General features: G+C 51.9%; 2 protein-coding genes. Both read right to left on the bottom strand.

What is annotated here, in order from left to right; genetic code table 11:
- Positions 1-174: 174 nt before the first annotated feature.
- The gene (locus D328_RS0124630) at positions 175-11,655 is read right to left on the bottom strand and encodes a non-ribosomal peptide synthetase (RefSeq protein WP_018887721.1); all 11,481 of its coding nucleotides are present in this window, start codon (positions 11,653-11,655) and stop codon (positions 175-177) included.
- 184 nt (positions 11,656-11,839) lie between these two features.
- A partial coding sequence (locus tag D328_RS29750) for a non-ribosomal peptide synthetase (protein ID WP_018887722.1) occupies positions 11,840-17,390 on the bottom strand: 5,551 nt, incomplete at its 5' end.

Here is a 17,390-nt window from a genome sequence, read left to right on the forward strand (position 1 = left end):
ATCCTTACCTAATGATGTGTTAACTCATTGCCTTGACGGTGCTTTGCCACATGCTTTGGTAGCTATAGCGTCTGGCATCTGCTTGCCACCGCAGCAGAGGCATCATACCATCCTCTGCTGCTAGGACAAGTAATGTGAAGATCGTGATCTCGGCGAAGGCAAGAAGTGAACTGATCAGCGATTATCGCTGATAACGAGTCTGGACTTCTCCGTCGCCTCTCCTTGTTGCCATATATGACGAATGATCTTACGAATGATCTTGGCATTCTCCTCCACAAAGCCTGGTTCAAGAAGCTCATAGTGATTGCCGATCATGGCCTGCTCTACATAGCTGCCTTGTGTGGCATCCTTCCATAGTAGACGATTGTCACCGCTACCCTTAACCGCTTCTGAGCCGACTGCCACAAGTCCGTAAATGTCAGCCTGCAAGCATTCTGTATTCAGTAATTGATTACCATATACTGCGTAGGCGAGCATTTTGCGACGATAGGAGTCATTTAGCAGCTCACGATAAGCCTCGGGCACCTGCTCCAGCATGGCCTCAATCTCCTGTGTCGTCTCCTCCGCCGTAGCGGATGAGTATTCGGTGCTACGCACCGAATCAAGTATAATGATGCCTGCCACTGAATGTCCCTGCACCTCCAGTGCAGCTGCCACCTTATGCGCCAGATTACCACCAATGGAATAACCAAGCAGCATATACGGTCCCGTCGACTGGGTATTGACAATTAAATCTACATAGCTTGCCAGCAGCTTCCTTTCATCCATGGCTTCCTCCGGGAACTCCAGCCCGTACAGAACCGCCTCCTCGTCCAGTTGCTTTGCCAGTTCTGCGAATGACAATGCATAACCAAGCATAGGCGGGAAGCAAAACAGGGTTGCATAGCCATGATCATTAAGTCGAAGAATCGGCTGATTCTGTCCCGTCTCCAGCTCTGCCTTCATCAGTTCCAACGCCTGCTCCTCAATTGTTGGGCAATCCAGCACGGTGCGAATCGGAAGCTCAATACCCGTGGCAAGCTGAATCTTGCGCACAAGCTCCAGCACCTTCAAGGAATGGCCTCCCAGCATGAAGAAATCGTCATGGATACCCACCTGCGGAAGATCAAGGACCTCCTGCCAAATGGAGGCTAACATTTGCTCAACATCAGTATGAGGAGCTACATACTCGATACCATGATTCATACCTGCTTCCGGAGCTGGCAATGCCTTGCGATCAATCTTGCCGCTCGTCGTCAGCGGCATGCGTTCCACCTGTACGAAAGTAGACGGAATCATGTATCCGGGCAAGGCACCCGCCAGCTGTTCGCGGATGGAACGTACCGTTAGCGATGCATCAGCCGTAAAGTAAGCACAAAGCTGGTGCTGACCATTTTCATCTGCTACTGCAATGACCGCGCAATCACGCACCGACGGAATACCCGCAAGCTGAGCCTCTACTTCACCTAACTCAATCCGGAAGCCACGTACCTTGACCTGATCGTCCATTCGTCCTACGAACTCCACATTTCCGTCAGGCAGCCATCGTGCCAGATCACCAGTAGCATACATGATCTGCCCGTGAAGATACGGATGCTCTACGAATTTCTCCATGGTTAGTTCAGACCTGTTCAGGTACCCTCTGGCAAGACCAGCACCAGCGATGAAGAGCTCTCCTACAACCCCTACTGGCTGTAACTGCCTATGAGCATTCAAAATGTAGGCACCAGTCTGCCGAATCGGCTTGCCCAGATGTACGGCTGTACCCTGTTCACATTCGGTTGCAAGGGCATCAATTGTCGTCTCTGTCGGACCATAATGGTTGTGCAGACGGTAGCCCTTGCTCAGTAGGACATCCTTCAACGCATCCTCAAGTCGCTCACCACCAGAGATCAAGGTCTTCAAGCTCTCGAGCTTGGGCTCCTCAGCCAGATAAGCCCGCATCAGGACTGGCGGCAAGTCCAGCATGCCAATGTCATGTTTAGAAATATAACGGAGTAGCAACGACTTACTGAGCAGCGTATCCCGCCGAATGCAATGCAGCTCGCCTCCATGCAGGAGCACGGCGAAGATCTGCTCGACACTTGGATCGAAGGTATATTCAGCTGTCAGCACAATGCGATGTCTGACATAGTCAGCATAGCGATCTGCGAACCAGTTCACCGTGTTCGCTACACTGCGATGAGCAACCATGACCCCTTTCGGCAAGCCTGTTGTTCCAGAGGTATACAGCACATACATAAGGTGCTCTGGCCCAGCAGCTGACGGTAGATTGGAGTCTTCTTGTGCATAGACTTCAGGAAGATCCAGCACTACCTTCTTACCACTGAACGAAATATCCTCTGCAAGTCCTTGCTGCAGCATCAGAATCGCTGTACCGGAGTCCTTCAGTATATATTCAATCCGTTCAGACGGATAAGATGGGTCGATCGGCACATAGGCTCCGCCAGCTTTCAGAATCGCCAGAATCCCGACAATCATCTCAATGGAGCGCTCTGTCAGCAGTGCAACGCACTGATCTGGCTTCACACCTTGATCACGCAGTGTTCTTGCCAGTTGATTAGCCCTTCGATTCAGAGCATCGTAGCTCAAGCTCGTGTCCTCGAAGACTACTGCATCCAGCTCCGGTGTCCTTGCAGCCTGCTCTTCGAATAGCTCATGTAATGTGAAGCTAACAGCTTCATGGAGCTTCTGACCCACCTCCCCTGTTGAACTACTTATTGAACCAGTCACGAATTGATCCGTTGAGCTGTGAGCTCTGTCCGTTCTGTCAATTCTTCCAAAACTGCATTGCTCAAGTGAGACCTCTTGTTCTGTGCCCCAGCTGTTGAACTCATGTAGGATCTCGTGCTCCTCCTGAGGGGTAGCTAGTCTGATATCGCTGATCACCATGTCTGGATTGGCTACAACCTGCTGCAGTACATATGCAAAATGTCCGGCAATTCGCTCAATATCAGCCTCTGAATATACCAGAGCATTATAGCCAATGCTCAGACGGAGTCCTTCTCCTGGCATGACGGCGAGATTGAAATCATAGTTGGTCTGCTCGAATACAGTCACATTATCAATGGAAAACAGAGCTTCTTCCTTGTGCCCCAGTTGCTCAACCTGCTCATCCACTGGATAGTTCTCGAATACCATAATATGCTGAATCAGAGTCTGCTTCTGATCCGTCAAGGCCTGAATCTCGAAGAGCGGGTACGTATCATATGCATGAGAAGCCATAGCCTGTTCCTGCATTCTCTTCATGACCTCTGCAAAGCTCTCCCCTGCCTCACTTCGAACACGTACCGGAATCGTATTAATGAAAAGACCGATCATCTCCTCGACACCGTTAATATCAGATGGCCGCCCCGAGACGACACTACCGAACAGTACGTCTTCATGCTGGTTATATTTCTGCAACACAATTCCCCATGCAGCTTGGAGCAGTATATTCATCGTCACCTGATGGTGCTTGGCGGTGTCATCTACCTGGCGGGTCAGCTCGCGATCCAAATCCCTCACCCAGTCACTAGCAGCATAGCCTTCAGTCCGCTGGGACTGGGCGGATATAGTACCCGGAATCAGAGTCTGCTGATCATATCCGGTCAGGTAGTCTTTCCAGTGATCTACTGCCGCCTGGCGATCCTGAGCTTCCAGCCATTCGATGAAGCGGCTGTATGGAACAGGCGGTGCTAGCTCCGGCATCTGGCCTGCTTGCAAGGCCGCGTAGCCTTCGAACACTTCTTTGTTTACCAGGGACAGACACCAACCATCCATTACAATGTGATGAAAGCTCCATATGAAGCGGTAATTGTCTTCGGACGTATGCAAAACTGCTACACGCAGAAGAACGTCTCGCCGCAGATCGAAGCCTCTTGCTTGATCCTCCAGCTTGAACTTGGCTAATCGGGCTTCCTGCTCCTCTGAAGCCAGCTCTCGTAAATCTTCATATATAAAGCCGCACTCCCTACTACGGTATATGACCTGTAACGGCTCTGTCTCACGGCCAAAATAAAAATGGGCACGGAGCGCTTCATGGCGCTGCACAAGCATGTTCAGACTTTCAGCAAAAGCCTGGATATTCAGCTTTCCTTGCAAATCATAGCTGAACTGCTCTACATAGGCATCATGTGCAGCCATCTGTCGATCCAGCTGGCTGTGGAACAGCATCCCTTTTTGCATCGGAGTCAGACCGTAGACATTGACCACCTCTCCGTGCACATTCATCTCGGCCAAGAGACGATCAAGACTATCTACATTAAGGCCCTTATAGGAAATATCGCTTGGCGTGAGCTCAGGCTGCTCCTTGCTAATACAGTGCAATAATATTTCTCTGAGACTCGCTTCCAACAATCTCGCCAATGCCTCCATCGTATTTGAACGGTAGCTGGTCGTACTGTAGCTGATCGTCAGACCGAGCTGACCTCCCGAGATCATCCCGTTGAAATCAAGTGTATATGTCCGCGCCATCGTGGGACTGAGTGGCATCCCTCCGTTATATGACGAGGACTGAAGCTCATTACTCTCCATGTCCTGGTCAAATTGCCCAAGGTAATTGAAGCTAATCTCTGGATTAGCTTCAAGCTCTGCCATGCTCGGCAATCTGCCTGAGTCTGTCATATATTTTAGGATGCCGTAGCCGATCCCCTTATTCGGAACGCTACGCAGCCCCTCCTTTACATGCTTGATGCGCTGACCCAATGTCATCGCTTGAGGCATGTCGAGCAATACCGGATATTGGGTAGTGAACCAGCCAATCGTCCGGCTAATATCCACTTCCGGGATAATGTGCTCTCTACCATGTCCTTCAAGCTGAATCAGAAATCTCTCTTGCCCACTCCATGCCTGCAAGGCCATACCGACTGCCGTCAAGAGCAGATCATTCATCTCTGTGCGATAAGTGCGGTTGGCAAGCTTAAGCAGTTGCTCTGTCTCTTCCATGCTCCATACGGCGGTGACGGTCTCGCTATCGGCAATCAGTGGCATTCTTTCGCCGGTTTGATCGTTATCAGTCTGGTCATAATCCACTGGTAGCGGAGCCACATCTGTCTGAGCAATCGCTGCCCAGTATGTTTGTTCCTGCTCCATAGCCGGACCTTCTGCATAAGCACGGAGCTGCTGAGCCCATGTCTGGAACGAATCTGTCTTGTGCGGGAGCTGAATGATCTCTGCAACTTGGGAAGCCTGCTCATAAGCCGCTGCCAGGTCTTCAAACAAAATACGCCACGATACGCCGTCCACGACCAGGTGATGAATGACCATCAGCAAATGATCGCCATCCGGGCAACGGAACAATCCCAATCTCATGAGCGGGCCCTGCTCCAGAGAAATACTGGCTTGAAGCTCATTACACAAAGCCTCAATCTGCTCCGTTCGTTCCGCCTCATTCAAATCCATGCAATCGTAGACCTCCAGAAGGTATGCTTCGCCATCCTCCGTTCGTCGGTTCCAGGCCGTAATTTCTCCTTGAACATGATCGTCATCTACCATATAGTCTGAATGGCTGTTCGCTGTATGGAAGACGATTCGCAAGGCATCATGATGCGTAGTGATCGCTTGAAGCGCATGCCGCAGCGCTTGCTCATCGTAGCCCTCAGGGCGATAAAGCATGACAGACTGGTTAAAATGATGTGGCTCTGCGGTCTGTTGCTCAAAGAACCAGCGCTGAATCGGAGTCAGGCGTACCACGCCGCTAACTTCTCCTTGCTCCGCCAATTGAGTCACAGGCTGAACATGTGTAGATAGCTCAGCAATCGTCGGATATTTGAACAAATCCTTCATTTCTAGCCTATGACCAGCCTGGAACAAACGGGATGACACCTGGATTGCCTTGATGGAGTCACCACCTAAATGGAAGAAATTGTCCTGAATTCCCACACGCTGAAGACCAAGTATCGTTCCCCACGCATCAGCCAGAGCTTGCTGAACCTCCGTCTGTGGTGCTACATAATCCATGCCTGAATCCACATGCTGTTCCGGTGAAGGGAGTGCTTTACGATCTACCTTCCCATTCGGCGTCAATGGTAGCTCGCCCAGCTGAACGAAGTAGGATGGCACCATGTAACCGGGTAAGTCTTGGGATAGTGCTTGACGCAATTGACCTGCCCCCATCTCACGGTCTGTTACGTAATAAGCACATAGCTGCTTCTGTCCCAGCTCATCCTGCCTTACGACAACAATGGATTCCTTTACCCCAGCTACAGAGGACAGACGGCTCTCAATCTCGCCCAGCTCTATGCGGTAGCCTCGGATTTTGACCTGCTCATCGATTCGACCCTTGTACTCCAGCACTCCGTCAGCACGCCAGCGTGCCAAGTCACCCGTGCGGTAGCAATACTCTCCAGTGCGATAAGGACTGACAATGAACTTGTCTGCTGTCAGCTCTGGCCGGTTGAGGTATCCACGCGCCACTCCGTCACCACCAACAAGCAGTTCACCCCAAGCTCCAACAGGCTGTAGCTTGAGCGCTCGATTGACAATGTATGTCGTGGAATGGTCGATAGGCCGACCGATTGGAACGGCTTGTGTCTGTGGTTCGGTAATATCATAGATCGTCGAGAACACGGTGTTCTCTGTCGGACCATAGGCGTTGATGATTCGAAGCTGCGGGTGAGTCTCCATCACACGATTCAAATGTGGTACGGATAGTACGTCTCCTCCGACAATTAATTCCTTCAGCGGTGTGAACAGGTCAATATCCTGCTGCGAGTGCTGGTGGAATAAGGACGTCGTGAGAAACAAGGTGTTGATGCTGTGCTGCTGAATTGCCTGCTTGAGTTGGACCGTATCCAAAATCGTGTCATAGCTCACCAGATGTAGCTGTCCACCGTTCAACAGCGTCCCCCAGATCTCGAACGTTGAGGCGTCGAATACGACCGCTCCGGTCTGCAAGAGCCGTGTACCCTCGTCGAGCGTGGCATGGCTTCTGTTTTTCGCCAGTCGAACGATATTCCGATGCTCGATCATGACGCCTTTCGGATTGCCTGTTGTGCCGGAAGTGTACATCACGTGGGCAAGATCGGTCGATGCTGCCTTCACAGGAAAATCCTCTTCTGTTAATGCCGAGCCAGTTCCGTGCAGGTTATTAAGGTTCTCAGATTCCCCGGCATCACCTGCAGTCTCTTTCAACTCACTTCCTTCACCAAGCGAACCACCTCGCCACTGTTGCTCATCACTCAGATCCAGGATTGGAATATCCGTCACAAAGAACACCTGATCATAGCGCTGAGCCAGAAGCAGCTCGGCACCTGAGTCCTCCAGTAGATAAAGGATGCGCTCTTCCGGGTAGTCTGGGTCAACGGGGACGTAGGCCCCACCTGCCTTCAGAATCCCCAGCATACCAACGATCAGTTCGATGGATCGCTCAGCCATCAGCGCTACACGCTGCGTATCCGAGCCCTGTCTGCGGCGAATCCCTCGAGATTGCAATATTCGTGCAAGGTGCTCGGATCGTTCATTAAGCTCTTGGTAGGTCAGCCTTTCGTCAGCAAAGGTAACGGCTATCTGCTCTGGTGTACACGCTGCATATTCCTCGAATATGACGTGCACAGGCAAATCTTTGGGATACGGATAATCTGCGACCGTGTTATTGAACTCTTTAATAATCTGTTCTTTTTCCTGCGGCGTGATGATCTCGATGGCAGACAGCGCTATGTCCGGTTGCTCAATGATCGCGTCCACCAACTGTCGGAAATGCAAGGCCAGGCGCTGAATTGTCTCTTGCGTATACAGCCGCGTAGCGTATTGCAGACCACAAACAATGTCTTCTCCATCTTCAAATGCAAATAGACTTAGATCGAACTTGGCAGCCGTCTGCTCGCCTGGATATGGCTCCATTCTCAGACCATTCAACTGCTGCTCGCGCTGTTCCAGATTTTGCAATGCAAATACAGTGTCGAATAGTGGATTACGACTTAAATCCCGATCAAGATCTAGCTTCTCGATCAGCTCCTCCAATGGATAGTCCTGATGCTCAAAAGCCTGTAACGTATGCCCTTTAACCTCCAGCACATAATCACGGAACGACTTGCTACCCTGTGGGTAGCTGCGGATGGCCAATGTATTGACGAACATTCCAATTAGTGGAGCTAGCTCGGCATGCGTCCTACCTGCAATGGGTGAACCTACAATGATATCCTCTTGACCACTGTAGTGACTGAGTAGAGTTGTGTATGCAGCCAGGAGCACCATGTACAAGGTAGACTCCGTCTGTGCTGCGATATGCTTCAGACCTGCGCTTTGCCGCGCGTCAAGTGAAAATGGCAACACATCTCCTGCAAAGCTTCGAACCGCCGGGCGCGGGAAATCTGTCGGCATATCCAGAACTGGCAGCTCACCAGCGAAGGTACCAAGCCAGTATGCCTCCTGCTCCTTGTATCGTTCGCTTCGATGCTGCTCCTGCTGCCACAACGCATAATCCTTGTACTGGATGCGTAGTGCGGGTAGCTCATCCTTGGCGTACAGACGGACAAGATCCTGCATAAGCACCTGAACGGAGGTGCCATCCGATATGATATGATGCATATCCAGTAGCAAAATGTGCTGGTCCGCCCCTACAGCAATCAATCCTGCCCGGAATAGTGGTGCCCGGTTCAATTCAAATGGACGAATAAAGTCCTGTAGCAGCTGATCTGTCTGCTCCCTGTCAGCACTATGCGCCTCGATGTACGCAAGGCGAAAGGACACCTTGTCATGCAAGCGCTGAACAGGCTCGCCCTGCACGGTATCAAAGCTGGTGCGCAATGTCTCATGACGCTGAATCAGTTCCTGAAAGGCTTGCTCCATAGCATTGACATCAAGCGGGCCAGTCAGTGTCACAGCACCCGGAATATTGTAGCTGGTTCCGTCCGGTTCAAGCTGATTCAGGATGTACATTCGCTTTTGCGCTGAAGATAGCACGTAGTGTGACTGCTGCGGTGCCATCGGAATCGCAGTATAGCCTGTCTGCTCCAGTGTCTCCAGCACCTGTGCAAGCTGCTCGATCGTAGGGTGGTCGAACAAGTCCTTAAGCTGAAGATTTTTATGCATTTGTCTATGCACTAGTGAAATAACATGCGTCGCACGTAGAGAATGTCCTCCCGCTTCGAAGAAATTGTCCTTAATGCCAATCCTCTCGACATTTAGCACCTCCTGCCAAATACTCACAAGATGCTCCTCCATGGAAGTCCTTGGAGGTTCATAGACGCTACCGCCATGCATGCTTCGCTCCGGTTGTGGTAGTGCTCGTCGATCAACCTTGCCGTTCGGTGTGAGCGGTAGCTGCTTCAGCTCCACAAAATATGAAGGCACCATGTAGCCCGGTAGCTCTCGAAGCAAGGCGTTACGTAGCTCCTGCATCTGTGACGCAACACCCGCTATATTTCCCTCTCGGATAGCAGCCGTCTCTGCCATTACTGCCTCGTTAGCAACGCTGCTAGTTGGCTCATTAGCAGCATCACTAGTTATCTCCTTAGCAACTCTTTCTTTAGCAGCACTGTGAATTGTCACCCCAGGAGCCTCGCCCTGCAGCACGACATATGCGCATAGCTGCTTCTGCCCCTGCTCATCCTCATGTGTCACGACAATCGCATCACTTACCACTTCCAGCTTCAGCAGCTGTGCCTCCACCTCGCCTAGCTCGATCCGATAGCCGCGGATTTTCACCTGAGCATCGATTCTTCCCTTATACTCCAGGGTCCCATCTTCACGCCAACGCACAAGATCTCCAGTCCGATAACAGCGCTCACCACTGCGGAATGGACTTTCCATGAACTTCTCAGCTGTCAAATCCGGCCGATTGCGATAGCCGCGGGCTACTCCGTCTCCACCGACGAGCAGCTCGCCCCAAGCCCCTACAGGCTGTAGCTGCAGCGCTCGATCCACTACATAGGCTGTCGAGTTCGTAATAGGACGACCTATCGGCACCGCTTCCGACTGAATGCCAGAAATAGCATGCGTAGTCGAGAAGGTCGTATTTTCCGTCGGTCCGTAGCCGTTGATCAGTTTCAATGACGGGTACGCTTCCAGTACACGATTCACATGTGGTACAGACAGCACATCGCCACCGATCAGCAGCTCCTTCAGGCCAGCGAACATCTCCACGTCCTGCTGGGATAATTGGTTAAAGAGTGGTGCCGTTAGCCACATGGTCGTAACACCATGAGCTCGTATAGTCTCTTTTAATCTTGCAGCATTCAGGATAACGTCCTGGCTTACGAGGATGAGCTGGCCACCATTCAGGAGTGCTCCCCAGATTTCGAAGGTAGATGCGTCGAAGACAACAGCCCCCGTCTGCAAAATTTTTGTATCCGCATGAAGCTCTGCGAAATTCGTATTCTTCACCAACCGCACAACATTTCGATGCTCGACCATGACCCCTTTGGGCAGACCAGTTGTGCCTGAGGTATACATGATATAGGCCAGTCGATCGCCGCCAGTTAACGGTTTATGAGCCTTGAGCTGGTCAGTCGCTTCATCTATGTTGTCGCCAACGTTGTCTCCACGACCATACAGTGATCCAGAAGCTGAGGATTCCTGCTGACCTGCACCATACACATCTTCATCCCGCAAATCCAGAATGGTTCCCTTATAGCCCAAAGGTCTGTGCTCAGCTCGTGTCACCAGGAGCAACTCAGCGCCTGAATCCTCCAGCAGATAGCTCACACGCTCCTCCGGGTAGTCTGGATCAATCGGTACATACACACCGCCGGCTTTAAGAATGGCCAGCATGCCGACGACCATATCAGCGGATCGCTCAGCCATGATCGCAACGGGCTGCTCCAGGCCTACTCCTGCTCTCCGCAAGGTAGCAGCTAGTTGATTCGTCTTCTCGTCTAGCTGGCCATAAGTCATACTGCCTTGCTCCTCGACAAGTGCGACCTGATAAGGAGTCTGCTTGGCTTGCTGTGAGAATAGCTCTTCAATGGACGCCTCTCGTGGGTAATCCACGATGGTATCATTGAAGGTAAATTTCAGCCTATCTGCATCCTGTGCGGATAGTATGTCTACACTGGACAACATTAGCTCCGGTTGATGCAGTACAACGGCATAGAGCCGGGATAGCTGCTCACCAAAGGATGCAATAGCCGTTTCATTGTAATAGCTATTATTGTAGGTCATTGTAAGAGAAGCGATGTCATTCTCCCACTTGAAATGCATATGCAGCTCTGCATCAACCTCATTCATCCAAGCTGCTTCATGAAGATTGTGTAAGGAGACTACCGTGTGAAATAGCGGCTTGTCCGCGTTGCTGCGCGGAATATCCAGCCCCTCCGTGTAGGTCCAAAAGGGGATGTTCTGGTGCTCTATAGCTTCACTGATATCTGCTTTGATCTGTGAGAGCAGACTCTTGAAGGTTGTGGCAGTATTCAGCGTGCTCTTCAGGATGAGCATAGAATTGAGCGGCTTGGCAGCACCACTGCCAGTCTCTGCAACAGGAATGCCCAGCAGTACATGCTCCTCACCTGTATACTTATGTAATAGACTATTTACTCCAGCAAGCAGCACCATGTATACAGCCCATGGATTACCGCCAGTGATGGATGATATGCGACTTGAGACATCAGATAAAAATGTCAATGTATATGTAGCATAATCAGCGTTTGCTGCTACATCCTTGGGTACATGAGTTGTATAAGGCAGGGTGATGATCCGATCCTCGGGCTCCAGCTTCTGACTCCAATATTTTTTTTCCTTCTCAAATAAAGCTTTCAATGACATCCCTCCTGCTTCATGGGGTTTCTCCCCGCTTGGAATGGTGCTTGGCTAATAACTTGAGCTCGTTTATCGGAAAAATACAGTGCAGGCAGGGACAGCAGACTCGCTGCTGCCCTCTGCACATGCAATGTGAATCAAACCTGTAGGAACAGTACCGGGAACTTCAACTTACCGTCAGATGCTAGAAAGCAAAATCAATGGAATCCGGCGTGAAGCCTTTTGGTTGCTCGTCTGTGTGCACCTGAATATCACCGAGTGGTATATCTGGATTAGCGACTACTTGCGACAGAATCGCGATGAAGTCATTACTGAGTCGCTCCATCACGGCTGCCCCGAACAGCTTGGTACAGTATTCAAAAGATCCTCGCAGTACACGATCCTCCTCACTCATGGATAGAGTCAGATCGAATTTGGAAATCCGATGCTCCTGCTCATACGGTCGGAAGGAGAGGGATTCCAGACTCGCCTCCTGTGACTCCGTATTTTGCAGCACGAACATGGTATCGAATAGTGGATTCCGACTTGCATCACGAGGGATATCCAGCTTCTCCACCAGCTCCTCTAACGGATAATCCTGATGCTCGAATGCTTGCAGCGTACGATCTCTCACCTCAAGCAAGTAGCTGTGGAACGTGTGATTATCCGTAGGCTGATGACGAATCGCCAACGTATTCACGAACATACCAATCAGTGGCTCAAGCTCTGGCTGTGAACGACCAGCCACCGGAGTACCGATGATTAGATCATTCTGGCCACTGTATTTGGACAACAGCAATGTATAGGCACCCAGCAGGACCATATATAACGTGCTTCCGGTCTGCGCTGCCAATTGCTTCAGCTGTGCATACACAGTTGGCTCGACTGCAAAATCATACAATGCTCCCTCGAAGCTGCGTGTTGCAGGTCTTGGATAGGCAATCGGCAGATCAAGTACAGGCAGTGGGCCCGTCAAATGCTCAAGCCAGAACCGCTCCCGACGCTGGTAGCGCTCCTCTTGTATCTGCTGCTGCTGCCATACCGCATAATCCTTATACTGAATATGCAGCGGTGGAAGCTCCTGTCCTTCGTACAGTTGTACCAGCTCTTGCACGATATTGTTCGACGATGCTCCATCGGAGATGATATGGTGCATGTCGTACATCAACAGATGGCGGTCGCCTCCAGTCCGCACAAGACGAACACGCAATAGCGGTGCAGATCGGAGATCAAAGCTGCGTACAAAGGAGTCTATATGTGTATCCAGCTCCGATTCTGCGCCCTCCAGTTGTTCTATCGCAAATTCAACTTGCTCATGAATCCGCTGCACAACCTCGCCATCCACCATCTCAAAGCTGGTACGCAGTGTATCATGACGAGCAATCACTGCACGGAAAGCCTGCTCCAGACGATCAGCATCCAAGGCTCCTGCCACTTCCAATACACCCGGCATGTTGTAGCTTGTATCTCCGCCCTCCAGATGGCTCAAAAGGTATACTCGTTTTTGGGCCGAGGAGACTGGATAATATGCCCGCTTCGGTGCGGAAGAAATGGCTGTGTAGACAGTCGTTCCTTGCTTCGCAATGAGTCTAGCCTGCTCCTCAATAGTGACATACTGGAACACCTCACGCAGCGTAATCAGACTTCCCAGCTCCTGATGGATTCTCGCCACAAGCGTCGTCGCCCGCAGAGAATGTCCGCCTACATCGAAGAACGAGTCGCCGATGCTTACGCTAGACAGCTTGAGGACATCCTGCCATATGCGTGCAAGCTGTGCCTCCAGTGCGGTCCGTGGTGCAATATGCTCACGTCCACCACCAAGTCTTGCTTCTGGCGCAGGCAGCGCCTTGCGATCCACCTTGCCACTTGCTGTCAGCGGGAATTGCTCCAGCTGTACAACATAAGTCGGGATCATGTAATCCGGCAGTATTGGCTGCAGAACGCTTCTCAGCTCCGGCAGATTCACTGGAGATACTGCCATGATATAAGCACACAGATCCTTGTGCCCATCCTCTTGCTCCCACACGGTAACCACCGCACCATGGATATCGTCTACCTTGAGGAGCTGCGCTTCGATCTCGCCCAACTCGATCCGATAGCCGCGAATCTTCACCTGCTGGTCCATCCGGCCCAGATACTCAATACTTCCATCCGGTAACCAACGAGCCAGATCCCCCGTTCGATACATCCGGTCAGTCTGATGACTAATGGATGGATGTTCGATCTCGACAGCATGTACGGAATTCACGAACGGATTGTGCAAGAATCTTGCTGTCGTTAGCTCCGGTAGATTCAGGTAGCCTCGTCCTACACCTTGCCCACCAATATAGAGCTCGCCTGCCACCCCGATCGGCACCAACTGCTGCTTGCCGTTCAGAATATACAGAGACTGCTTACCGAGCGGTGTGCCGATGGATAATGTGTGCTGTCCTTGCTTCAACAGCTCATCAAGGCTTCTCACATCCTCCACGGTATAAGCGGTAGCATCCACAGTTGTTTCTGTAGGGCCATACACGTTGGTGATAATCGGATGATACCCGGACCACTTGTGCATGAAGGTGTGAAGAAGAGCTACCGGCAACGCCTCGCCACCAATCAGGTAATGCTTGACCTCTGGCGCCTCGGGTACTGCAACCGTCTCGTTCAGGATTTGCAAATGCGCAGGTGTGCCATCTGACAAGTCAATGTTGTGCGTACGATAGTAGCCAATCAATAGTTCGCCGTTCAGACTTACATCGCGGGAGACTATATGCAAGGTGTGACCTAATAACAGGGCCGCAAAGATTTGCTGAACGGATGCATCGAATACATAGGCCGACAGCCAAGCCACCTGCAATGGTCTATCATAACGGCTGTATACACGATCAGCGAGAGCATCCACCAGATGGTTGACGCTGCCCTGCTCGATCAGCACACCTTTCGGTTGTCCGGTCGTACCTGACGTATAGATGATGTACGCCAAATTATGCAGATCCACCGTGGAAGTCAGATTGTGGACTTCCTGCTCAGCCATTAGAGCTCTAACATCCTCGTCGTCGATTACTATAGCTTGGACCGTAGCGGGTAAACGAACCTCTGAATGAACTGAACTGGATGTAATCACCACACGTGCTCCACTATCCTCAAGCATGTATTGAATCCGTTCTTGCGGATACATGCGATCCATCGGAACATACGCGCCTCCAGCCTTGAGTATGCCGAGAATACTCACAGCGATCTCAGCCGAACGCTCCAGCAAAATACCAACCGGTTGGTCAGCTTCCACTCCTGCTGCTCGCAGCAGACGAGCTAATCGATTCGCTCGCTCATTCAACTCGGCGTAGGTCATGCCTGTATCCTCAAATACGACCGCGACCCGTTCAGGATGCTGCTGTACTTGTGCCTCGAAGCGTTCGCTAAGCGAGAGTCCCGGCGACTCCGCACCTTGTCCATAACCTTCCACGCGTAGACTGTGTAGCTGCGGATCGTTGAATACGTTCAAAATGTGCTGACTCTCATCCTCTGTGATCAGGGCGATCTCTCCGAGCTTCACATTCGGATTCGCTGCCACGGCTTCTGCCAGACGAATGAAGTGACGGGTCATTCGCTCAATGGTTTCAGAACGGAACAATGCCGTCGCATATTGCAGACCAAGCTGGATGCCGCCCTCTTCCTCACGCGCCTCCAGTGTCAGATCGAACTTCGCTGGAGCCTGCTCCATCTCATAGGGACGGAAGCTCAGCTCTGCCAGCTGCTGCAGTTCCCCTTCCTCCGTCGTATGCAAGGTGAACATCGTATCGAACAATGGATTACGGCTCATATCCCGCTTCACATTCAGCTGATCCACCAGCTCCTCGAACGGATAATCCTGGTGTTCGAAGGCCTGCAATGCGCGAAGCTTCACATCCTCCACATAGCTACGGAAGCTCTGCTCCGCACTTGGATAATTCCGCAGGGCCAGCGTGCCAACGAACATCCCGATCATCGGCGCCAGGTCCGCATGCGGACGCCCTGCAATCGGCGTACCAACGATAATGTCCTCCTGTGCCGTGTAGTGATGCAGCAGCGTCGTATATGCCGCCAGCAGCACCATGTACAGGGTCGATCCGCTTTGGGTCGCCAGCTCCTTCAGGCGATCACTGACCTCTCGATCCAGTCCGAATACGATCGTGTCCCCTTCACTACTGCGTACTGCCGGACGAGCATAATCTGTCCGTAGATCCAGTACAGGTAGCTCTCCGCGGAACGTATCTAGCCAGTAGGCTTCCTGACGCTGCATCCAGGCCTGCTGTGCCTGGCTGTGCTGCCAGATAGCATAGTCCTTGTATTGCAGACGCAATGGCTGCAATTGTTCTCCGTCATACAGACGAACGAATTCTTCTGTAAGGACACCCATGGACACACCATCCGAGACAATGTGGTGCATATCAAGCAACAGTAAATACTGACCTTGGGCTTGCACTTGAGGTTGCTCTTGTGGTTGTTCTTGGGCTTGCTCAAGTTGCTGGCCTTCTACTTGCGCTTGCTGCTCCAGCGCCACTTGCATTTCTTGCATTTGACCTTGCGATTGTTCTTGTAACCATGCCGTTCCTGCAGTCAATTCGACCACACCGACCCGCAGCAGCGGAGCGTTATGCAACTCGAACGGACGAACGAAGCTCTTCACCAATTTCTGAATCACAGCGTTCTCATCCGCTGCTTCATCCGTTGTAGCTGAGTCTGTCTCCATGTCTGCCTGGATGGATGACGATGGAGCTGCATGATTGGCCATATCTATGCTCGCATCTAGATCGCCTGCTGGTGTCGTAACGGTCTCTTGTGCCGCCGCCGCTTCATTCTGCGCCTGCACATACTCGACCTCGAATGACACGGTATCTTCAATCCATTGCACAGGCTCTCCGTCCACTACTCCGAAGCGAGTCCGCAACGTCGCATGACGTGCAATGACTTGACGGAATGCCGCCTCTACCCGCTTCACATCCAGCGGACCGCTGACATGCAGCACCGATGGCATGTTGTAGCTAATATCCTGCGGGTCCAGCTGATGCAAGACATACAGTCGCTGCTGAACCGAGGACAGTGGATAGTAGCTGCGCTCTTCCGATACCGGAATAGCGGCGTACGTCACCTGCTCCAGCTGCTCCAGCACAACCGCCATTTGCTCGATCGTTGGCGCTTCAAAAATACGCCGCAGCGGCAGCTGCTTGTTCAGCTCTTTGTGAATCTTGGCTGCCAGTGTCGTCGCCCGCAGTGAATGTCCACCAATCTCGAAGAAATTGTCCTTCACGCCGACCTGCGTTAGACCCAGCACATCCTGCCAGACCTCCGCCAGCTTCGCTTCCACCCATGTACGTGGTGCAACATATTCAGCACCGCTGTGCAGACTGCCATCTGGAGTCGGAAGCGCTTTGCGGTCAATCTTGCCATTCGGTGTCAGTGGCATCTGCTCCAGCTGGATCAGGTACGATGGCACCATGTAGCTCGGCAGTTCAGCGGCTAATTGAGCGCGCAGCTCACTTGCACCAACTTCTTGTTCAGCTACATAGTAGGCCACCAGCTGGTTCTGACCCTGATCATCCGCTTGCGCGAGTACAATGACCTCCTGCACAGCCTCCACCTTCAGCAGCTGAGCCTCCACCTCGCCCAGCTCAATCCGGTAGCCGCGAATCTTCACCTGATGGTCGATCCGGCCTAGATATTCGATGTTACCGTCTGGCATCCAGCGCGCCAGATCTCCGGTACGGTACATCCGCTCATAATGGCTCGTGGCATGGCTC

Source organism: Paenibacillus massiliensis 2301065 = DSM 16942, assembly GCF_000377505.1.
Lineage (GTDB): Bacteria > Bacillota > Bacilli > Paenibacillales > Paenibacillaceae > Paenibacillus > Paenibacillus massiliensis.